At 58.3% G+C, this 23139-nt stretch carries 15 protein-coding genes; 4 read left to right on the top strand and 11 right to left on the bottom strand.

Going from position 1 to position 23139, the window contains the following annotated elements; genetic code table 11:
* Positions 1–301: 301 nt before the first annotated feature.
* From ACWGZX_RS24985 to ACWGZX_RS24935, 11 genes are all read right to left on the bottom strand, one after another.
* A complete protein-coding gene (locus ACWGZX_RS24985) occupies positions 302–625 on the bottom strand; it encodes a hypothetical protein (RefSeq protein WP_452625866.1) in 324 nt (107 codons plus the stop codon).
* 444 nt (positions 626–1069) lie between these two features.
* Positions 1070–1489: a hypothetical protein gene (locus tag ACWGZX_RS24980; protein ID WP_452625865.1), complete on the bottom strand. Its 420-nt coding sequence runs from the start codon at positions 1487–1489 to the stop codon at positions 1070–1072.
* 176 nt (positions 1490–1665) lie between these two features.
* Complete coding sequence (locus ACWGZX_RS24975; RefSeq protein ID WP_452625864.1) at positions 1666–2025, bottom strand: hypothetical protein; 360 nt, start codon at positions 2023–2025, stop codon at positions 1666–1668.
* Positions 2025–6818, bottom strand: a complete 4794-nt coding sequence (locus ACWGZX_RS24970; RefSeq protein ID WP_452625863.1) for an RHS repeat-associated core domain-containing protein — start codon at positions 6816–6818, stop codon at positions 2025–2027. Before ACWGZX_RS24970 ends, ACWGZX_RS24975 begins: the two co-directional genes overlap by 1 nt.
* A gap of 260 nt (positions 6819–7078) precedes the next feature.
* Complete coding sequence (locus ACWGZX_RS24965) at positions 7079–8722, bottom strand: fatty acid--CoA ligase (protein ID WP_452625862.1); 1644 nt, start codon at positions 8720–8722, stop codon at positions 7079–7081.
* Positions 8723–8823: 101 nt separating this feature from the next.
* Positions 8824–10602 carry an acyl-CoA dehydrogenase C-terminal domain-containing protein gene (locus ACWGZX_RS24960; RefSeq protein ID WP_452625861.1) on the bottom strand — a complete coding sequence of 593 codons (1779 nt, stop codon included), beginning with the start codon at positions 10600–10602 and terminating at the stop codon, positions 8824–8826.
* A gap of 7 nt (positions 10603–10609) precedes the next feature.
* On the bottom strand, positions 10610–13144 hold the full coding sequence (locus ACWGZX_RS24955) for an efflux RND transporter permease subunit (protein ID WP_452625860.1): 2535 nt from the start codon (positions 13142–13144) through the stop codon (positions 10610–10612).
* Between the two features lie 15 nt (positions 13145–13159).
* Positions 13160–14248: a WD40/YVTN/BNR-like repeat-containing protein gene (locus tag ACWGZX_RS24950; protein ID WP_452625859.1), complete on the bottom strand. Its 1089-nt coding sequence runs from the start codon at positions 14246–14248 to the stop codon at positions 13160–13162.
* Between the two features lie 149 nt (positions 14249–14397).
* Positions 14398–15756 carry a DUF1329 domain-containing protein gene (locus tag ACWGZX_RS24945; protein ID WP_452625858.1) on the bottom strand — a complete coding sequence of 453 codons (1359 nt, stop codon included), beginning with the start codon at positions 15754–15756 and terminating at the stop codon, positions 14398–14400.
* 54 nt (positions 15757–15810) lie between these two features.
* Positions 15811–17814, bottom strand: a complete 2004-nt coding sequence (locus ACWGZX_RS24940) for a DUF1302 domain-containing protein (RefSeq protein ID WP_452625857.1) — start codon at positions 17812–17814, stop codon at positions 15811–15813.
* A 131-nt stretch (positions 17815–17945) separates the two neighbouring features.
* Positions 17946–18512: an RBBP9/YdeN family alpha/beta hydrolase gene (locus ACWGZX_RS24935; protein WP_452625856.1), complete on the bottom strand. Its 567-nt coding sequence runs from the start codon at positions 18510–18512 to the stop codon at positions 17946–17948.
* A 353-nt stretch (positions 18513–18865) separates the two neighbouring features.
* On the opposite strand from ACWGZX_RS24935, the gene ACWGZX_RS24930 reads away from it, so the two are divergent.
* The 4 genes from ACWGZX_RS24930 (at position 18866) to ACWGZX_RS24915 (ending at position 23129) form a co-directional block, all read left to right on the top strand.
* Positions 18866–19900, top strand: coding sequence for an AraC family transcriptional regulator (locus ACWGZX_RS24930; protein WP_223511595.1), 1035 nt, complete (start codon positions 18866–18868; stop codon positions 19898–19900).
* Between the two features lie 418 nt (positions 19901–20318).
* Positions 20319–20678 carry a DUF6124 family protein gene (locus ACWGZX_RS24925; RefSeq protein WP_452625855.1) on the top strand — a complete coding sequence of 120 codons (360 nt, stop codon included), beginning with the start codon at positions 20319–20321 and terminating at the stop codon, positions 20676–20678.
* A 193-nt stretch (positions 20679–20871) separates the two neighbouring features.
* On the top strand, positions 20872–22470 hold the full coding sequence (locus ACWGZX_RS24920; RefSeq protein WP_452625854.1) for a phospholipase effector Tle1 domain-containing protein: 1599 nt from the start codon (positions 20872–20874) through the stop codon (positions 22468–22470).
* A gap of 2 nt (positions 22471–22472) precedes the next feature.
* A complete protein-coding gene (locus ACWGZX_RS24915; RefSeq protein WP_452625853.1) occupies positions 22473–23129 on the top strand; it encodes a DUF2931 family protein in 657 nt (218 codons plus the stop codon).
* Positions 23130–23139: the final 10 nt, after the last annotated feature.

Here is a 23139-nt window from a genome sequence, read left to right as displayed (position 1 = left end):
CAAGAAGTGGCATCAACCGATTGAAGACCACTTCTTTCGCTCTTTTTTGGTGCGTTTAAAGACTAACCAAATGCCTGAATGTCCCCGTCAAAAAACGGGGACATTCAACAACCCTGTGGCGAGGGGGCTTGTCGGAACGCCGCATCGCCCCGTTCGGCTGCGAAGCAGTCGCCAAACCAGGCTACTCGGTGTAACTGACAAACTTAGGCTGCAGATTTTCTGGGAGGGGCTGCTGCGCAGCCCAACGGGGGCAAGCCCCCTCGCCACAGGCAAGCCCCCTCGCCACAAAAGCAGCTAGTCGCTACTCCGAAGGCCGTGCCCGCAACCGCCGCCCAAGCACATCCAGCACGTCACACCCATCCCGCAACGGAATGGCGCACAGCAACGCAAAATCACTAAGGATGAACGACTCACACTCGACCGAACCGCGCATCGACATGTTCTCCAGCACCTGCGTAACGGCACGAATTCGATAGTTGGCGGCGTCATACAAAACATCGAGCGGCGCGTGGGTATCGACGAACAGCGTGGGCATGTCGGTGCAGTTGCTGGTGAGGGCCATGAAGCGGTTTTTGGGATGGGGGATTGGTTTTTCGTAGGGTGGATCGGGGTGAAGGGTTTTCATTTTTTGAAAGTCCATGGAGTACTAATTTGAAGCTACCAACGGCCTTTCCTACGGGCTTGGGTGGCAGCCGTGCGCGGGAGTAGGAAACTGAGATACTCCAACTCAGCCACGTCGAAACGTGTCCCGCACACAGCCGCCGCGAACGATATTACGGACTCAATATAAGTGCCGCAATCAATCGACAGTACTGATGCACGTTGGAGTAAGGGTTCCTACACCCTGCCGCTGCATTTGCAGCGACAGACAAAGACTATCCATGGATGTCACTTCGCACCAGTTCATGGAAATCGATACGGATCGAAGGAAACTTCCGATGACCTTGCCAGGAAATTTCGTAAAAATTACGATGATTTTAAACAGCACTTAAACATCCCGTAGTGCTGGCAATTGGCATTGAAAATACCAATGCGTGGGATTCCAGCCTGACAGGCGCCACCGTCTCCATCACCAGCCGGACTGATCTTCAAGACTTGCTTTATGAAGATCATCTTTCCACTCCAAGCTTGCCAACCTATATATATCCTCAAAAAAGCCGCGAGGGTCTACTATCTCCGTCTCATCCCACGCGATAGTAATGCATTCATCGTAATCGCTTTCAAACTGTGTAGAAAAATCAAACTCCCTATCGGCCAACGCCTCCTCAAGGACCTTAAATAGAGCAAATCGGTGTCTATAACTTAAGTAATCCAACTCACGCAGCACGAACTTTTTAATTACTTCACATCGTTCCTGATGGAGATTAGGGTTATATTTCCTAAGAACCTCCCCTTTCTCTTCCTCCCGATCATAAATTTCCAGACCGGCTAAAACGTAAGAAAGACGAGGTTCCCAAGGCAGGCTTACATTTTCAAATGGAGATTTCAAAATCTGCTTCTCTCTTTTATCTCGGAAAAGCCGTAAAGAAAAAAAAAGGGGACGGATTTATTTGTTGCTCTACAACAACACCTTCGAAGCTGGCAGCAAAATAAATCCATCCCCTTTGGCAGTCCCCTTTGGCAAAAAAGTCTGTTCAGACATCAGGCTTTTTCCTTCTATAGGAATTAATCATTGCCACTTCCTTGATTTTGATACCGCTCCAAACAATTAATGAGAACTGTCATAAACCGCCTTTGATCTTTAACATCATCATCAAAATAAGTGTCCATTTTTGAAAAAATCTCATCAAAACTGTTACCTGCCTCCAGATAATAAGACAAAGTTTCGATTAGTAAAATGCGCTCTTGCTCACTATAAATAAAAAATTCCTGGCGTAGCAAAGCGTCAAAAAGCTCGGCAAGCTCTTTATCATCATTCACATTCTTCGAAACGATAATCTCCTCCCGCTCCAAATCATGCGTATTTTCAATATCAAAAACAAAAAGCAGACCTCGTATACTCCACAGTGTGTACGGCCTATTCATCAGTCAAATTCCGTGTATGAAGTTTTAGCTTTACCATTTTTGTCCAGTATAACGACCGCTCTAGTTTGCACACCATACTGCAATCCCTCCCTTTTAAATCCTTCTCCTATTTTTTTATCCATTTCAATAGGTTGTCGTGAAGCATCTATACCACTCTGCCTAAAAATCAACTGCGCACGTTGTATTGCATTAAATTGATCACGATGACTCAGAAATCGCGTCGCTGCCGAAGGAATCACAGGCTCGCCTTTTTTCTTTCCTTTCTCGTACCTTTCTATTACGCCTGTCGTGGGATTCTTGCCTTCCTTCACTCGATCAAACTGGGATTGCAGGGTTGTTTGTGCACCATGTTTCTGCTGGAAGTGGGCACCATCAGTCGATTCTTCCATTTCCTTTAAGCGCCTGTAAAAAACCGACTCTGATAACTCATCAATTCTTGCCCTCTGCTCCGCCCCCGTCAGCTTCGGCAGCGCCGGCTCACCCTCATCAACCCTAGCGCCCGTCGTATCATCCGGCGCGCTACACCTAGGCTTACCCGACGGCGGACAGTTCCCGCTCAACCCCAACGGATCAACCCACCCCGTCGGATTCGGCGTGTATTGATACGGGTTCAGCCCACCCGCCAACTTGATCGGGTCCGGCGTCAGATACCGTCCAACATCCGGATCATAGTACCGATGCCGGTTGTAGTGCAGGCCGCTCTCGGCGTCGAAATACTGCCCTTGAAAGCGCAACGGTTGCTCAAGCTGCTCGCCCCCGCCCAGCGTCAGGCGCGTGACCTTGCCGTAGGCGTTGTACTTCGCCGACCAGACAATCTCGCCACCAAAATCGGTCAGTTCCTGCGGTGTGCCGAGGTGGTCGAGTTGGTAGTAAAACGGGCAGGCCTTGCGTGGGCCTTTGCCGTCGAGCATCGCCAACGGACGGAAGCTGCCGGGTTCGTAGATGTAGCTGCGGTAGTGTTCGCGGCTGCTTTCGGCGACGAGGTTATCGCCTTGCCAGAAGAATTCGGTGGTGTGGCCGTCGACGGTTTTGGCGATGCGGCGGCCGAAGGCGTCGTAACGGTAGCTGGCGGTGCGACCGTCCGGGGTGGTGACGCCGACCAGGCGGTGCTGGCAGTCGTAGCGGTATTCGGTGACGAGTTTTTGCGCGGTGCCACGACGTTCACGAACCAAATTGCCGAAGGCGTCGTAGTCGTAGTGGCGGTCGCCTTGCATGAGCAGGCGATTGCCTTTGACGGTCGCGGCGCCGGGGCGGTCCTGCATCAGCAGGTTGCCGGCCGGGTCGTGGGCGAAGCTTTCCGGCGGGTCGTCGCGGGTGTGGCGCACGCGGGTCAGGCGGTTGAGCGGGTCGTAGGTGTAGTTGCGTTGGCCGTGGCGGGTGTCGGCGATGCTGTCGAGATTGCCGTTGGCGCTGTAGGCATAGTCGCGGCGATACAGTGGTTGCTGCGGTTGGCTGACGGCATGGGCTTTCAGACGCCCCTGATCGTCGTAGGCAAAGTCGCTGAGCAACTGACCTTGCTGGCGTTGCTGTTCGCGGCCGAAGGCAAACTGGTGGCTGGTGAGCCGTGCGCCATTGAGGTCGATGGCGGTCAGCGCGCCGCCCTTGGCGTGGTGGTAGTCGAGTTTGCTGCCGTCCGGCAGGCGCAGGCGCAGGCGCTTGAGTTGACCGCAGGCGTCGTAGCCATAACGCAGGGTGCCCCAGCCCTGATGTTCGGTGATCAGGCGGTCCTGTTGGTCGTACTCGAATTCCAGCGGATGGTCGTGGCCGTCGTCGACGCCGATCAGGCGGCCGAGGCTGTCGTAGCGGTATTCGACCTTGATGCCGTCGGGCAGGGTTTTGATCAGCAACCGCCCGGCCGAATCGCGTTCGTAAGCGGTGATCAGCTGTGAACCGTCAGCGCCGAACTCGGTTTTTTCCAGCAGATGGCCATTGAGGTCGTAGGCATACGCCGTACGTTGGCCGTCGAAGCCGGTTTCCTGTCGGATCAAGCCACCGGGGGTGTAGTCCAGCCGATATTTGTCGCCGGATTCGTTTTCGATTTCCGTGAGCAACAGCCGTGCGTTGTCGTAGCGGTATTGCAGCTGGGTACCGTCGGCATTGAGGCGGCGGCTGACCAGGTGCAGGTCGTCGAGGTATTCGTAGCGCGTGATGCGGCCGAGTTCATCGCGTTCGGCGGTGATTTTGCCGTAGGCGTTGTAGCTGTAGGCGCGGCTGGCGCCGGTCGGCAAAGTCGTCTGGATCAGTCGGCCAACGGCATCCCATTGCGACTTGGTGACGGCGCCGTGTTGGTCCTGACGGGTAATCTGCCGCCCCAAGGCATCGTAGGAAAAGCGCCGCTGCCCACCGTCCGGCAGCGTTTCCTCGACCAGTTGCCCCAAACCGTTCCAGACGAACACATGCCGACTGGTGTCCGGGTAGCGGATCGACAGCAGCTGACCTTTGTCGTCGTAGTGGTAATGGGTGACCTGACCGTCGGGGTCAGTCGCTTCGGTGATGTCCCCCTGAGCATTGCGCTGCCAAGTCCAGACCGCTTTGCCGCGATAACGGGCGTGCAGAAAACCGTTGCGATACTCGTAGGCCGTTGGCTCGTCTTCTGGCGGAATTAGCGCGACCAGCCGTCCGACTTCGTCGTAGCGGTATTCAGTGACGGCGCCGAGCGGGTCTTGTTCCGCAACCAGCCGTCCCTGATCGTCGTAAGCCTTGAGCTGTTCACCGCCATCCAGTTCGACCTTGCGCACCAACCGCGCCTGCTCATCGTGGACGTAAACCTCTTCGCTGCCGTCGAGGTTGTGGACGGTGACGCTGCCCGCGTCATCCCAGACATAGCGCGCGTCCATCTGCGCAAACGACGCCCAGTGGCGGATGCAGCGTGCGGCTTTGCCGGAGCGTTCCCACTCCCAGAAGAAACTCGCCCCACCGGCCAGTTGCCGCTGGAGGATGACGTGTTGGTCGTCGTAGTCGTAGCGTTCGCTTTCGCCGGCGGCGTTGCTCGCTTCGATCAGTTGCGCGCGTTCGTCGTAGGCGTAACTGACCAGGGTTTGCTCAGTCTTCCAGGACGCATCGAGGGTCTGCGCCGGAACAAAGACCTGATAGTCGATGGCGACCAAATGGCTGCGTTCATAGCGCAAAAGCAAGGCGCGGCCAGCGCCGTTGTCGAGGCGCTGGATGCGCTCATGACGGTCGCGGGTGATGCGCAGGCGGTTGTCGTAGGCGTCGCTGATCGCGGTCAATCGACCGTTGCGGAAGTGATAAAAGCGCGCGTCATCACCGGCTTGGGCGAGGATCAGTTCCTCCGATTCAGCCCCGAGATAAATCGCCGCGCGCGACAGGCTGTTGTGGATCGCCGGGCGTTCAGCGGACGGCAGCGGGAAAGTGGTGCGACGGTTTTCGTGGTCGATCCAGATGACCGTGTCGCCATCGATGTCCAGTCGATGGGATAAGGAATGGCTCCAGCCAAACCCGAGTCCGCAGTCGATTTCGGCGGCGCTGGTGCGATAGAGCCGGGTGAAGTCGAACGGCAGGACGCCATCCAGCGAACCGTCGGTGAGGGTCAGCAGTTCTTCGCCGGTGACCATCGACACCGGGCATTTATTGGTCGCGGTTTTGTCGGCGGAGTCGGCGCTGTCACCGTTGGGGTTTTTAGCCTGATCCGGGACGTTGTCGTGGTGTTCGTTTTGCTTGAGCGTTGTGTTGCGTTTGGCATCCCAGCGTAACTGCATCCGGCCTTTTTTCAGGCCAGCCGCGACGCCGCGCGCGGCGACTGCTTTGTACTGGTCGACGTACTTCATGAAGCGGTTGAGGATGTTGAATGTGGCCTCGACGAAACGTATCGCGAGACCGGCCAGCACCATGCCGTACTTGAGCCCGCGAGCTGCTAAATAGGCTTTGGCGATGGGTATACCTACCCCCGTCCAGGCCAGCGCCAAAGCAATCAAAATATCGATCAGCACCGAAACGATGACGTGGCTGGCTGTCTCTGCTGTGGTACCGACAATTTCGCTGGGTGGTAGCGCCGACAGCCACAGACTCGCGGCGCGAAATAGCAAGCAAAGCGCCGCTTCATCGCTGGCCAGCAGCATGGCTTTTTCCATCGCTGCGGGTGATTGCTTCGCCAGATCGATGAGTTGCTGTGCACTGCTGCCGAGCTTTTCAAGGTGAGCGCCGGGGTTTTTAAGGATGTCAAAGACAAGGCTCAGGCCATCCCAAACGCCCATCACCGCAGCCCAGCCTCCTGCGAGCAATCCGTTCCCGGCCGCCGAAAAGGTCGACTGCGACCACTGCGGTTTAAACCCTTCCCACTCCTTGCGCAGCCAGCCCTCCAGCTCTGCAGTCAGGCCTTTATAAGAATCAAAAAGCTTGTCGATTTGCTTCGGGGTGACTTCACTCTGTACGTGAACGCGATAGAACTTGCCGGCGGTGCCCTTAAATTTCCCCTTGCCGTTTGCATCAAGGGAAACAGACTTTTTTTCGCCGCCATCAACAGCAATCACATCAACCGAAATGTTCCCCAACGGAATGTCATAAACAGACTCAAACTTGCTCTCGATCTCCAGAATCCCGCCGTCCGGACACTGCGCAACACTGGATAAGAAATCATCGTCGCCACTGCTCACCGCAGTCGTCGTGTTACCGAGTTTTATCAGCCGCTCCATGCCCATCAGCGACGGCAAATCAGCTGCACGACTGGCCTGGTCTGCCGTCCGGCTAAACCAAATTTTTAGCTGTTCGCGGTAGAGAGAAAGGGTGTCCGGAAAACTGTCGAGTTCCTGCTCGATGCGGGCGATGTGGGTCATCAACACACCGAACGGCAGGAAGTGGAGTGGAAAATCGGGTCGAACATGAGCAATCCCTCGCGCAGAAAATGGGGCGCGCGAGACTTTGCAGGGGATCAGTCAGGAAAGAAGTCAGAGAAGTAGGCGATGACTGTAGGGAAAGTCCTTAAAAACGCCTCAACAAACAACAGACAGGCCAAAACGCAAACGTGGCGTGAGGTTTCCCTCACGCCACGTTTGTTTATCTACCTCAGGAGGCTAGAACCCAGCGGTTTCAACCGTCAGTTCGACGCGGTTTCCCGAATCAGCTTCTTGTTGATTTTCCCGACGCTGGTCTTGGGGATCTCAGCGACGAATTTGAACTGCTTGGGGATCGCCCATTTGTTGATGCGCCCACACTCGACAAAAGTCAGCAGGTGCGCTTCGAGTAGCTGCTTGTCGAGGTAATGCCCCGGCTCACACACCACCATGGCCATGGGCCGTTCGCCCCACTGCTCATCGACGATGCCGACGACCGCGACGGACATCACTGCCGCGTGTTCGCTGATCAGGCTCTCCAGTTCCAGTGAGCTGATCCACTCGCCTCCCGTCTTGATCACGTCCTTGATGCGATCCTTGATTTCGACACCGCCCATTGGGTCGATCGAAGCCATGTCGCCCGTGTGCATCCAACCGTCGAGCCAGAGCTCGGCGCCCTTTTCCGGTTCCTTCAGATAACCCTGGGTCAGCCAAGGCGCGCGGACCACGATTTCGCCCAACGACTCACCGTCATGGGCAACATCGTTGCCGCTGGCATCGATGATTTTCAGGTCAACCATGGGCACCGGTGTGCCGGTCTTGATGCGGGTAGCCAGTTGCTCTTGCATGGGTTGTTTGAGCACGTCATCACGCAGGTAACTCAGGCACAGCAGCGGGCAGGTTTCCGACATGCCATAACCGCTGTGCACCACCATGCCTTTGGCGCTGGCTTCGCTGGCGATACCGAGGGTCAGCGCGCTGCCGCCCAGGAGCATTTTCCAGCCATCAAAACGAGTCTGCTTCCCGGCCTCGCAATTCAGGATCATTTGCAGAATGGTCGGTACGCAATGGGAAAAGGTGACCTTCTCCTCACGATACAGTTTGACCAGGGCGTTGGGCTCATAGCGGCCTGGGTACACCTGTTTGATCCCCATCAGGGTGGCGACATACGGCACACCCCACGCATGCACGTGAAACATCGGCGTGATGGGCATATACACGTCATCGGAACGCAGCAGCGGCTGGCCTTGGTAGACGCCCAAGGTGCCGACGGCGTTCAAGGTGTGCAGGACCAATTGACGGTGGGTGAAGTACACCCCTTTAGGGTCGCCGGTGGTGCCGGTGGTGTAGAACAGGGTTGCCACCGAGTTCTCATCGAAATCGGGGAAGTCGTACTGGTCTGACGCTTGGGACAGCAGGTGCTCGTACTCACCCAACACCGGTAACGAGGTGTCGGTAGCCGTGTCGTCAGTCAGTTGCAGGTAACCTTTGACGGTCGTGAGTTGCCCCTGGATCTGTTCAACCAACGGCAGGAAATCATCATGCACCAGCACCAGATCGTCTTCGGCGTGGTTCATGGTGAAGAGCACTTGATCCGGAGAAAGACGGATGTTCACCGTATGCAACACCGCGCCGATCATCGGTACGGCGAAGAAACATTCCAGGTAGCGATGGCTGTCCCAGTCCATCAGCGCCACGGTGTCGCCGGCTTTCACGCCGGCTGCCGTCAAGGCGTTGGCCAGTCTGCGAATCCGCTTGTTGAGCGTCTCGTAGCTGTAGCGCAGTTTGTCGGCATACACGATTTCCCGACCCGGCTCATAGCGCACACCGGACAGCAATAATTGCTTGATCAGCAAGGGGTAGGCATAGGCGCCTTCGGCGGGCGGAATTATTTTTGTCGCCATCATGATTATTGTTCCCTGTCCTTTATTGTTGGCTCAGTGCCCCTCGGTGCACACAGGTGCAATCGACTCCCGACGCTGTGCCGGGAGTCGCGGGGGCCTGGCAATCAGAACTGCGTTGCGTCCAGTTGGTAGAGGCACTCGCTGCCGGCCTTGACCGAAGCGCTCAATGAATGGATGCGCGGCAGCAGGCGAGCGAAGTAGAAGCGTGCGGTGGCCAGCTTGCTGACGTAGAAGTCGTCCTCGGCTTGCTTGCCGATGGCGGTCTTGGCCATCAGTGCCCACATGTAGGCGTAGGCCACGTAACCGAAGGCTTGCAGGTACTCGACCGAGGCCGCGCCGATTTCATTCGGGTTGGCTTTTGCCCGGTCCAACACCCATGCGGTCAACTCGTCGAGCGTGTCCACGGCAGCGTTCAACGGCTTGCTGAACTCGTTGAGTTCCTCGCTGGCGTTGGCGGCGAAGTCGCGAATTTCGGAGGCGAACAAGCGGTAAAGCGCCCCGCCGCTGCCAACGATCTTGCGCCCGACCAGGTCCAGCGACTGGATGCCGTTGGTGCCTTCGTAGATCTGGGTGATGCGCACGTCACGCACCAGTTGCTCCTGGCCCCACTCGCGGATATAGCCGTGGCCGCCGAAAATCTGCTGGCCGTGGATAGTTGTCTCCAACCCCATGTCGGTCAGAAACGCCTTGGCCACCGGGGTCAGCAGCGACACCAGCTCTTGCGCGCGATTGCGGGTTGTCTGGTCTTCGCTGTACTTGGCAGTGTCCAGTTGCAGGGCCACGTAGCTGGAGAACGCACGACCGCCTTCGTTCAAGGCTTTCATGGTCAACAACATGCGCCGCACGTCCGGGTGGACGATGATTGGGTCGGCAACCTTGTCCTTGTTCTGTGCACCCGTTGGCGAACGGCTTTGCAGACGGTCACGGGCGTATTCGACGGCGTTCTGATACGAGCGCTCGCCCAGCGACAGACCCTGAATGCCTACGCCCAGACGCTCGTAGTTCATCATGGTGAACATCGCCGCCAAGCCCTTGTTCGGCGCATCGACGATCCAGCCCGTGGCGCCGTCAAAGTTCATCACGCAGGTGGCGGATGCCTTGATGCCCATCTTGTGCTCGATCGAACCGCAGGACAGCGCGTTGCGCTCGCCCAGGGAACCGTCGGCATTGACCAGCACCTTGGGCACCAGAAACAGCGAAATACCCTTGGGGCCGGCCGGCGCATCCGGCAGTCGGGCCAGTACCAGGTGAATGATGTTTTCAGTCAGGTCGTGCTCACCGCCCGTGATGAAGATCTTGCTGCCACTGACCTTGTAGCTGCCGTCGGCCTGAGGCTCGGCGCGGGTGCGGATCAGGCCCAGGTCGGTGCCGGCATGGGCCTCGGTCAGGCACATCGAACCGGTCCAGGTGCCGGCGTACATGTTCGGCAGGTAACGTTCCTTGAGCTCTTCGCTGGCGTGGGCGTTGATCGACAGACACGCGCCGGCGGTCAGCATCGGGTACAGGCCGAAGGACAGGCCGGCCGAGTTGACCATCTCTTCGACCTGAGCCGAAATCGCCTTGGGCATGCCCATGCCACCAAACTGCGGATCACCACCGACGCCGACCCAACCGCCCTCGGCGAACGCCTGATACGCGGCGACAAAACCGTCTGGCGCGGTGACCGCGCCGTTGGTCCAGGTGCAGCCTTGTTCGTCGGCACTGCGGTTCAGCGGTGCGATCACTTCACCCGTGATCTTGCCGGCCTCTTCAAGGATCGCGGCAGCCGTCTCTTCGTCAATGACCTCGGCCAGGCCAGGCAAACTGGCCCATAGCCTGGACACCTCAAAGACTTCATTAAGGACGAAGCGCATGTCGCGCAAGGGAGCTTTGTATTCGGACATAGTGAACTTACTCAGGAGTAGTCAATGCATGAGGAACAAGCGGAGCGTGCGAGGTGCCGGCTTCATGGGCAGGCGCCCCCAGGTCATCCGCAGCTGGATGAGTCTCCAGCGATTTTTCGCGTAGCAGGAAATACGACAGCGCAGGAATCAGGATCAGTGCGCCGAGCATGTTCCACAGGAACATGAACGTCAGCAGGATGCCCATGTCCGCCTGAAACTTGATCGGCGACCAGACCCAGCACACCACGCCCGCCGCCAGGGTGATGCCGACCAGGCCAACCACGCGCCCGGTGAACGACACCGCGTTACGGTACGACTCGGACAGCGACAAGCCTTGGCGCTGGAAGTGCAACTGCACACTCAGCAGGTACAGCGCGTAGTCCACACCGATCCCCACCCCCAGCGCGATCACCGGCAACGTCGCCACTTTCACGCCGATGCCCATGGCCACCATCAAGGCTTCGCAGAGGATCGAGGTCAGGACCAGGGGCAACAGCGCGACCAGGGTGGCACGCCAGCTGCGGAAGGTGATCAGGCAGAACAGGGTCACCGCTGCGTAGACGTACAGCAGCATGGTGTGATTGGCCTCGCGCACCACGATGTTGGTCGCCGCTTCGATACCGGCGCTGCCGGCGGCCAGCAGGAACTGGCGATCTTCGGTGCTGTTTTCCTTGGCAAACTTGTCGGCGATGGCAACCACCGAGTCCAGGGTCTCGGCCTTGTGGTCCTTGAGGAAGGCAATCACCGGCATCAACGAGCAGTTGTTGTTGAACAGCTCCGGGGAGTTGACCGAGGCTTGCTGCGCGGCGTAGTTCAGCACGTCCTGGTTGCGCTGGATGCTGTTGAGCTTGGGGTTGCCTTCGTAGGTTCCGGCGGTGATTTGCCGCACGGCGTTGACCAGCGACGTCGTCGCCCGCACGCCCGGATTCTGTTGCAGTTCCCAGGCCAGACGGTCGGCCAGCACCAGCGTCTTGTAGTTCAGGCAGCCTTCCGGTGCGGTCTTGATCATCACCGCGAACAGGTCGCTGGACAGCGCGTAATGTTGGGTGATGTAGGCGTTGTCACGGTTGTAGCGCGAATCGGCACGCAGCTCCGGGGCACCACTTTCCAGGTCGCCGATCTTCAGGTTCAGGCTGACCATGAAGCCGCCGATACCCATCAACAGCGCGACCAGTACTGCTCCAGTAGCCCACTTGCGTGTGGTGAAGCGGTCGAGTGTGTCCCACAATTTGCCGAAGCCTTTGTGCCGGTCGGCGCGGGTGTCGATCTTCAGGGCGCGCTCGGCGGCTTTTGCACCGACGCCGACATACGACAGCGCCACTGGCATCAACAACAGCGAGGTGAAGATCAACACCGCGACACCGATACTGGCAGTAATGGCCAGGTCCTGGATCACCGGAATGTCGATCAGCATCAACACAGCAAAACCCACGGCGTCGGCCAGCAGCGCGGTGACGCCGGCAATGAACAGACGGCGGAAGGTGTAGCGCGCGGCGATCAGTTTGTGGGTGCCACGGGCGATGTCCTGCATGATGCCGTTCATCTTCTGCGCGGCGTGGGACACGCCGATGGCGAAGATCAAAAACGGCACCAGCACCGAGTACGGGTCGATGGCGTAGCCCAGCCAGGCGACGATGCCCAGTTGCCAGACCACCGCGATCAGCGAACAGCCAACCACCAGCAGGGTGCTGCGCACGCAACGGGTGTAGCCGTAAATGATGATCAGCGAGGTGATCACGGCCAGGCCGAAGAACATCATCACCTGAATCAGGCCATCGATCAGGTCGCCCATCAATTTGGCGAAACCGATCACCCGGACCTTGTAGTGGCCCTTGCCTTCTTCACCGGACTTGCGCGCGGCACTGTCACCGCCATATTCAATCTTGTCGCGCAATTGCTCTTCGAGCATCTGCGAGAACTGATGGTAATTGATGCTCTGGCCAGTGGCCGAGGCCTTGTCCATCAGCGGCACGATCAGCATGCTGGATTTGAAGTCGCTGGCCACCAGGCTGCCGACGATACCGGCACGGGAAATGTTCTGGCGCAGTTGCTCGATTTCTTCCGGGTTGCCCTGGTAGGTGTCGGGCATCACCGAGCCACCCTGGAAACCTTCCTCGGTGACTTCGGTCCAGCGCACGGCCGGGCTCCACAACGACTTCATCCAGGCCCGGTCGACGCCCTCGGTGAGGAACAACTGATCGTTGACCTGCTTGAGCACGTCCAGGTATTCAGGGTCGAAAATGTCGCCCTGGGTGTTTTCCACCACCACACGCACCGAGTTACCCAAACCACGCAGCGACTGGCGGTTTTCCAGGAAATTCTGGATGTACGGCTGGCTCTGCGGAATCATTTTTTCGAAGCTGGGACGCAGCTCCAGACGGGTGACCGCCATGAAGCCCAGCACCACGGTGGCGAGCGCCATCATCAGCATGAACATAGGGCGGTAGTTGAACACCAGCCGTTCCAGCAGGTTGCCGGAGCGACGGTCAAAATCACGCATGTCGCGGATCACCGGCATGGCTTCTTGTTTTATATTGCCCATGTCTGGGTTCTCGCTTTAAGGGTTCGAGGTCTTATCGACGGACAGCGCCAACGCACCACGCAAACCACCCACCACCAGCGAGCCGTCTGAGGCCTCAGTGGCGCCGGCTACCGGCGTCGGTACGGGTTGCTGAACCAGGTGCAATTGCGCGCCAGTGCCCTGGCTGACCAGCATCTGCCCACCCAGGGTGAACAAGCGGTAGTCGCCACGGTTATCGACAAGGCCGGCGGTGATACTGATGCGCAGGCCGCTGTCCAGCGCGGTCCAACTCTGGCCGCCGTCGGTGCTGCGCAATACGTTGCCGCGCAAGCCGTAGACGAGCACTTCCCCTGGCTTGCCCAGCACGCCGAAGAAACTGCCCTGATAGGGCGTCGGCACGGCAGCAAAGCGCTGGCTGGCGTCATCCCATTTGAGCAACAGGCCCTGCTCGCCGGCGATGTACAAGCCGTCGCCGGTCGAGGCAATGGCGTTGAGGTGAAAGCCTTGCGGGTTGTCGGTGCGGTCCTGATACGGGGTCCAGGTTTGGCCACCGTCTTCAGTGCGCAGAATCAGATTGAACACGCCGACCACATAGCCGACTTGTTCATTGGCAAACCAGACGTCGAGCAAGGGTTTGTCCGCGCCCTGCTCTATCAGTCGCTGGCCTTCGGCGGCCCAATGCGACCATTCTTCGTTGTCAGGTTGGGCACTCGCCAATGCACCGTAATGCTTGACCAGTAACTCACCGATCTGACGGCCGTCCAGTTGCTTGCGCCAGGTCACGCCAGCATCACTGCTGTGCAACACCACGCCATCATTGCCGACCGCCCAGCCTTCCCTGGCCGATGGAAAATTCACAGCACTGAGATCGGCACTCACTGGCACAGCTGCTTGCTGCCAGTGTTTGCCGCTGTCATCTGAATAGAGAATGTGCCCACGCTGCCCGACGGCTACCAATCGGTCGCCTGCGCGGGTCATGCCGGACAACGGACTGCTGACTGCCAACGCACTGACTTTGGCGGGCAGATCCAGCACATCGATGTAGCCGGACGCCTGGGTGACGCCCTGCGACAAGACAAGCACGGCGCCGAACGCCAACTGCAGGTACTTTTTGTACGAACCCATACCGCGTCCTCTTGGGAAAACCGCGTCAGGGACTGCAACGTGCAGCCCGACGTTAAAAACTGTCGCCGCGATGATCGGCTTGCACCGACCTTCGCGCGGTCACACGGCCTTTTGGGCCGTGGACCGATGGACGCTTTGTTGCGGTTTGCTTAGCGAATGCCGGCGCCCGCCAGGGACTCCGACGACCACTGCGCCTTGGAGAGCGGATCGATGTACTTGATGCCGCCGTACGGGCCGACTACACCGTTGATGTTGTAGGAACCGCCCACCAGGTCATAGATCATGAACGGGGTGGAGTCAGGGACCTGCTTGTCATAGCTTTGGCTGAGGAAGGCAAACGAACCACGGTAGAGCTGACCACGAGCGTCATATTGATCCGAAGCCAAAGCGGTCCAGCTGTCTTCGTCAAGGTAGAAGCGACGCTTCTGGTAGATGTGACGAGCGCCAGACTTGAGGTTGCCCTCGACGACCCATACACGGTGTTTTTCCCAACGAACGAAGTCCGGGGCCAGGTGGTTCGGAGTCGTGATCGACTTCGGATCCTGGACGTAGGTCAGCTTGTAGGTGTTGTAAGGCACGATCATTTCCTGCTTGCCGACCAACTTCCAGTCGTAGCGATCCAGCGCACCGTTGAATACGAAGACGTCGTCGTATGTACCGGCGCCAGCGGTGCCTGGATTAGGCGTGTCGTAGGCCAGGTTCGGTGCCAGCTTCACACGGCGCTGACCAGGCAAGTACTGCCAGGCACGACGTGGTTGTTGCAGCGGGTTGGCGGCGTCCTTGAGCATCACCGCTTCGCCGGCACGACGCGCCGGGCCGGTGTATTGCAACTTCATCTGGTAGTACACGTCGGCACTGCTGATCGGCTGTGCCAGGTTTTCGTAGATCGGATAGGAGATGAACGCCATCCCGGTGGTCGCCAGGCTTGGAACGCCCGCGGAGTCAACGTTCCAGGAGTCGTACTTGGAGTTGATGCTCACACCCTGATAGCGCAGCAGGAAGTTCCACATCGCCTCGTTACCCGATTGCGGGATCGGGAAAGGCACGCCCGGCAGCACGTTGTCGATGGCCAGGCCACCTTCAAGGGACTTGGCGCCAGTGGCGTTTTTCACGCCGTTGTCGAGGATGGCTTTAGGCAGCGAAACGGTGCGGTGAGTCGGGTACACCTCGACTTTGAAGGTCGGGAAACGCTTGGCCAGTTCCGCCGTGGTGGCGCTGAGCAGGCCTTTGTACTGATCGACGTTTTTGCCGTCGATGACCAGCAGCGGCTTTTCAGCAGCGAACGGATCGGGACGCATGCTGTCACCGGCCTTGAAACTGGCTGGCGGCGTGGTCAAGCCGCCGTCATAGGCGGGGATGGAACCATCGGCATTACCGGCTTTTTCAGCGCCGACCAGGGTCAGGCTGGTGCCCAGTTTGGCGGCGTCTTGAGCCGATACAGCGGCATGTGCCTGGGCGGCGACGATCATCGCCAGCGAGGCAGCCAACACGGTTTGTGCAAATTTCATATTGTTATTCTCCTGCTTGCATTGAGCAAATCAGTGGTGAATCAAAGTTGTAAATCAGAAGGTTGTTTTCATCGTCAGGTACACGGCGCCACGGTCCTCAGTCGTTGCACCACCACCGGAGAAGGACGAGTAGCCACCGGCGAAACAGGCGTAGTTTTCGTTGCCGCTAAAGGCGTTCGGAGTAGAGCCATCGCCACCCGTCGGGCCGGTGCTCACGCCACTGGTATTGCACTTGTCGGTTTGGCCGAAGGAGTCCACGTACTTCAGGTCGACAAAGTATTTGTTGTACACAATGGCACCGACGCCCAACGCATAGTTGCCAGTGTCCTTGGCACCGCCACCGGAGACCGGTGACACGCCGGCGAGGCCGACGTTGACGGACATTGGCGCGTTGAGGTCAACACCGGGGAACACCTGGTACCAGGTCGGTGTGAAGTTGACCGCGACGCCCCAGTTGTCCCGGGTCGGCTGGTCGATGCCGCGATAGGTGCCTTTGCCCTTGTAGAGCGCTTCGTTCTTGTCATCGAGCTTGAGCAGGTTGCTGTAGTACAACTCGCCCAGCAGCGTTGCCGAATCGAACACCGGCATTTTCGGAATGGTCATCAGACCGTTCAGCGTCCAGTGCAAGGTATCGCCGGTGGCGCTCAGGCTGTCGCCGCGGCTCGGGGTGTCGTAGATCACACCGGTGGAAGCCGTGCGCGCCGGCAACAGGCCGAGGCCCTGGCCCAGGCCCAGCGGGCTGGTGGTGCTGACGATGGCCGGGATACTGGCCAGCGGCATGTTGTGACGGATGTTCAGGTCCGAACCCACACTGATACCGCCGACATCCTTGGACAGACTCAGACCGGCAATCTTGATGTTGTCGGCATAGGCCAGTTGATAGGTGGCGGTGCTCAACGAGTTGAGCGTGTTGACCACCGCCGGCACTTGCCCGGCTGGCCGGGTGCCGTTCGGGTTGGCCGAGGAGATGCCTCTGGCATCCAGCCAGGCTTGCGGCAGGATGTCCGAGGTTTCGCGGTAGTAGACGCCGAGTGTCCCGTCCAGCCAGGCCGGCGACCACTTGGCCATCACGCCCCAGTCACCGCTGTTGTGTGGATCCAGGTCATGACCGCGACGCACGTTGGTCAACGCGTTGCACGGTGCCAGGCCACAACCCAGCGGGCTGCCCGGAACCACCGCGTTGGTGTTGCCCAACAGGAACGATTTCGCGCCAAAGCCCAATAGATCGGAACCACCGTAGTAGGTGCCCGCTTCAGGCAGGCGAGCGGCGTCCCAATCCATGAAGTACTGGGCACCCACGGTCAACTCGGGGTTAACGGTGAACGACATCGACAACTGGTTACGCGGAACGAACAGCTCCTTGGCTTCTGTACCCGGCGACGCCGCCAGTTTGGCCAGGTCGAGGCCGGACTGGCCGTAGCTGATCGAGTGCACCGGGTTGAGAATGGTCTCGCCCCAGAACACGTTGTGCTGACCGGCCTTGGCGCTGAACAAAGACTCTTCGCCCACTTCAGTGCTGTAGAACACGAACGCATCGAGAATTTCGCCAGACGGACCGGTGTAATAACGCTGGGCGTAGTTGCTCAGGTGCGGGCTGCCAAAGCCGACGTTGTCGTTGGTGACGCCGGCCAGGCGTGGGTCGTTAGCGACCAGACCAGACCGTGAGTCATTGCCGTTGACGAACGGGTTGGAGTTGGAACCGGTGTTTTCATACGCCTTGTCGTACCAGCTGGCAGCACTGACACGAAAGCCCATGGCGTTTTTGTAGACCACGTCCATCTCGGTCAACAGGTCGACACGGTTGGTGATGTTGGTTCCGGACTTGCGGAAGTTGTAGTCGCCATCGTTGTTGTTTGGCGTCCCCAACATGCGCTTGTCGGCGCTTTCAGTGCGCACACCGTAGTTGTATTTGACGGTGTTATCGATACGCGCGGTCCAGTCCGGGTTGCCCGTATCCAGTTCAACCGCCTGGGCGGTCGGCATGGAAGCTGCCAGGATGGCCGATGCCAGCAAGGTGTAACGCGGAACCGTGAAGCCTTGACTCTTATTGTTGTGCATTGCGATGTTTCTCCGCCTTTTTGTATTTGTTTTAAGCGCAGCAGCCCTCACGCAGTCCCTTGTACCAGGGACTTGCGCTTCTCAGGAGTGAGGGCAATTGCCGGTTGGCTAACAGCCAATCGGCGCCTGAACTATCGGTCCAGTTCCAGGATTAGCGCTTGCGCTTCTGGCCAGTGGCCAAATCCTGCAGCTGGATTGAGATGACCCACCGCGCCAAAATTGCGCAGTTCGGCACCCCAGCCTTGAGCCATGCGAGTGACGGCGTCCAGACTGGCGAGGTGATCATTGGTGCTGCCGGCCACCAGGCTTGGGAACGGCAACGGACCTTGGGGTAGCGGATCCCAGCCATGGGCCCGCAGAGATTCAGAAGTGGGGTAGCCTTGCGGCCAAGTAGCCTCGAGGTCCGGTGGCGCGGCCAGCAGAGCACCCTTGATCGGACGACTGTGCAACGCTGCCCAGTGCGCGACCATCAACACACCGGCACTGTGGGCAACCAGAATCACCGGCCCTTCGATCTGCTCCAGTTCGTGCTGGATCGCGCGAACCCGTGCAGCGCAGTCGAGTTTGTCGGTTTCAAGCGGCGGGACGCTGCGTACTTTGCAGAGTCTGGCTTCAAGCAATGTTTGCCAATGTTCGGCCACATGCTCACGCAGGCCCGGCACGATCAAAACGGTTGCGACAGTATTCAGTTTGTCCACGTCAGGCACCTACGCTTTCTCGATGACTCGACTGACTCGTTGGTCAGAGATTTTTGTTGTGCTGACATTAAAGTTCCCCCACCCCGGGCGCTTTTCATTGGACGTCAGTCACTTTTCTTTTCATGACAAATTTCACGGTGCCGACATGAGGTGCCCGCTGGTCGAAAACCACAGCAGGTTTGCCCAAGGCCACTGTAATCAATAGGTGAGCGGATTTACCTCGATGAGACGGGGCGATTAGAGGAAGCAACGGGCGCTCGCCGACGCTTACGCAACAACTTTCCATTTCATGACGTGCTGGATATAGTCGCCACGCTCATTTCCACCTTAACCGGCCCAGGGAAGACCCACGCATGACCAAGCTTGTTCGCGCAGCTGTCTTGACCAACTACCTGGAGGTCACCCAGTACCTTGGGTTTAACCCGCGCGATGTACTGGCTGCCAGTGGCTTGAGCAGGGCTCAGTTGTTAGCACCGGAACATCGGATTCCCATCGATTCCGCGGTGCGCGTACTGGAAGATTCAGCCGTCGCCAGTGGCTGCCAGAGCTTCGGCCTGAGCATGGCCGAGTCGCGCCACCTCTCGGATTTCGGGGTGGTCAGCCTGCTGCTCACTCACCAGCGTACGCTGCGGGACGCCTTGCAGGTCGTGGTGCATTACCGTCACTTGATGAATGACTCGCTGGCGATCTTCATTGAAGAGGCTGGCAAGATGGTGATCATTCGCGAGGAGGTGGTGACCGACACGCCCATGCCCTCCCGGCAAGCCAACGAGCTGGCCATCGGTGTCATGTTCCGTTTGTGCGCGGCCCTGCTCGGCGCGCATTGGCATCCCTACAGCGTCAACTTCACGCACCAGCCTCCGGACAACCTGCAACTGCATCGCCGCCTGTTCGGCTGCACGCTGGAGTTCGGCAGCGAGTTCAACGGCATCGTCTGTCCCAATGCCAGCCTGGACGTGACCAACCCTCATGCCGACCCGGCCATGGCACGTTACGCGCAGGGTTACCTGGACTCGTTGCTGAGCGATGAAGGACCGTCGTTGCTGTTCGAGGTGCGCAAAGCCATTTACGTCCTGCTGCCAATGGGGCGCGCAACCATTGAGCAGATCGCCCAGACCCAGGGCATGAACGTGCGAACGCTGCAACGTCGCCTCAAAGATGACGGCTGCGCCTTCAACGATCTGATCAACGACGTGCGCCGCGATCTGGTCCTGCGTTACCTGGACAATCCGAATTATTCGCTGGGGCGCATCGCCGACATGCTCGGGTATTCCATGGCGAGCTCCTTCACACGCTGGTTCATCACCCAGTTCGGCATGCCGCCCGCCACTTGGCGCGCACAAAAGCAAACCACCTCAAAGCCCGTCTCTGGTCACAACGAATCCTGAGCCAGCCAAATCTTCGAGTTCCCACCCTGGGGACTTGGGGTATTAAACATCGCCAGAAAGGGGTTGTTTAAAACCCATCCAGGTTACGTCCTGAAAGCCACAAAACCTTGCGCCGTTGCCTACGGCTACGCCAGAATCCGCCGGCTTGTGCGCCTTGGGGCCGCTCGGTAACTTGATTCGTGTCACTGCCCATCAGTGATCGGGTTTCGCAGCCTGGGTAATCTCTAGACGCACAACGTCTACCGTCCATGAGCAGATGCTTCGTCAGGTCTGTCACTCATGTCATGGCGGCTGTGCGTGGGAGACCTTATGGTCTGCCGGGTTCCTAGAGTCCTGGTCTGCGAACCCGCGTACAGTTGCCACCTTATTTTCGTTTCGCAGCGAATCGTGGCAGCTCCATATCTCTAGGAGTTTCACCATGTTCAAAGTAACGCCCAACCCACCGGACACCGATCCGGCTTCCCCGTACGAAGCCGATTCAAAAAAACTCAACGAGGCCGCCGAGCGCGCGCTCAACTTCCACTTTCCGTCGAATGCCGACATCAAAGCCACCGCGCGTAAACCCAGCAAGTTGTTTGCCGTGAACCCGGAGGCGACGGCAGAAACCCTGGGGGTGTTTTTGGTCGAGACGCTGGCGGCGATCGATGTGATGGTCCATCACTTGGTCGATCATTTGGAGGGTGAGTCGCGCCACGCCCTGCTGGGGATTTCCAACAGCATCATGGTGGCGGAGATCACGGCGATCCGGGTGCTGGATCACATTGAGCCACCCGTGTAACCGCTCCCCCACCACTGTTCATTGCCTGAAGCCTTTTCTGACAGCCCCAGGCTTCAAGCATCCCATCCCGATCCTACAAGTAATCAGGCGGCGACTGGCAGCATCGCCCATCCCCCGAAGCGCATCGTTTTTCCCTGACACCAATATTTGATTTGGCGCCCAAGGAAGGGCTTTGCGCTCGAGGGATGCATCCATGAAAAATGACTATGGGGGTTGCCAATGTGCTATTTGCCGCAAACGCAAACTCAGGCGAGGCCCGCGACCGGACCAGGCAGCGGAACAACGTAAATTCGACGAAGCAATGGCCCGACAACGGGCAAGGGAAGAGGCGCTCAATGCGGCCTGGGAAGACAAGGAGGCACGCGAGGAGGCCTCGCGGGTGAAGATCACTCTGCGTATCGGGGTGTTTTTCGATGGTACTGGCAACAACCCGTTCAATGTCGAGATGGGGCGAAAGTGCGGCGCTCATCATCCGGTGTCCGAGCAGGATATGGATGGGAGTTGCAAGCCGTACATGCAAGACCCTGACAGTAGTTATGGAGGGGAAGTGACGAATGTTAAGCGGTTGCATGAGTTGTATATGGAGTCGACTGGCCTACAAGAAATTATTCAGAAGAATCAGGCATTCGACAAAGTTTACATCGACGGAATTGGAACATCGGCGGGCGAGCAAGACAGCCTGTTGGGCATGGCGTTGGGGCGCGGTGAAACAGGTATCGAAGCTCGAGTTTTTCTGGCATTCGGTCGAATCAAACAACGGTTGCGTGCCGTTCATGGACTCTACCCAAACATCCAAATAGGTGCCTTGATCTTCGACGTTTTCGGCTTCAGCCGTGGTGCGGCCGCCGCCCGACACTTCGCCTGTTTGTGCCTGAGCAAAATCAACGGCCCGCTCAGAGACACCCTGGATCTGCCGGATAGCCTGTTCGCCCGAGATTTCAGCAAGGTCTTTGGTGAAGGTGTCAACACCGGGTTTATCGGCCTGTTCGACACCGTCGCGTCTGTGGGCGGCCTGAGTAACCTGGGCTATGTGCGCAGCCCGGCAGCCCCCGGGATCAAGTTGTATTTGATGCCGCGCTTCTTTCCCAATGTTGTGCAACTGGTGGCACGGGACGAGTACCGCGCCAATTTCGCCCTCAACAGCGTCAGCCCGGATCATTCGGAAATCAGCCTGCCGGGCGTTCACTCGGATATCGGCGGTGGTTACCGCGATGAAATCGAAGAGTGCGTATTGCTCAGCCCTATGCAGGCCTTGGACGTTGGCGAGTTCACCGACGTAAAAACCACCTCGATCTATCGCGAAGCCCAACAGGAACAGGCGAAATGGCACGCCAAGGGTTGGCCACTGGAGATGCTGGAACTGATCACCCCTGCCCCGGTAACGCTGCGGCCTGAACCAAGAGAGCAAAATGCGCCGAAACAAAAGCGCGTATTTGTCGGGTTGCAGCTACGGCGCAAGATCGGCGCTGGATTGTCGCTGGTGTACCTGCGGGTGATGTATGAGGCGGCGAAAAAACACGGCTGTGAGTTCTTACCCATCCCAGACGAGCCAGAAACCGCGGTGCCGGACGACTTGAATAGTCTTTGTGAGCGATTCGTCGCCGGTGACTACAACATTACGTCGAGTGAGGAGCAATTACTGAAGCTGCATTACATCCATCAGTCAGCGCACTGGAACCCGACCTTTCTCTCGGGACCACGCACCACCACCTTTGAACTGGCTTATGCCCACGCCCCGACGGCGGATGCCGTACGGGTGCACCACCCTCATGTACCGGAATGGACACTGTAACCATGAAAATTCTGACCGTTTTGTTAGCACTCGTAGCGATAGGTGCCTGCCATTCTGTCGATCCGCTATCGGCCAAAAATGACTACAAACTGCCTTGGTGGGGGATTGGCTTCACCGAGCCTGCGCACATGACAGTTTGGGTGGAGACCTCTGCAGTCGAAGACATCAAGGGTCAGATGTTTCACTCTGTCGCATCGGGTGCAGCCGCTAGAAGCGATCATGACGATGGAACTGAAAACGCACGAGGCTGGGTAGGCATCGGCGGAGCGGGAACGTCGGTCACGGGTGCCGACCTGCCGAAACGCATCTTCGTGCGCTGGCAATCGATAGTCGAACGCAAGACCTACGCCGGCTGGATCGATATCTCCGAATCCACCCGCGACATCATGCGCAACTCGACGGCCCAGCGCTGCCACGAAACCCCTCAGTTCACCGCCAACCCGAGTGCTGCCCTGAATCTGGGACTGGCGCCGGGCGGCATCATTCAGGTTTGGGTCTGGGACGACTGCTTCCGCGCCCACAAAGTCGACCGAGGGCAAGTCGGTATCGAGCCTCTTGGCCCTTATCTTGGCAAAAATGAAGGGCGCTACGCCTGGAAGATCAAAGACTCCTCCCAACGCTACATAGAACGTTTCGGCATCCCCTATGGAAGTTGGTGATGACGTGTTT

Source organism: Pseudomonas sp. CLCA07, assembly GCF_053615335.1.
The sequence above is the reverse complement of the archived record's forward strand: the minus strand, read 5'-3'. Positions and strand labels throughout refer to the sequence as shown.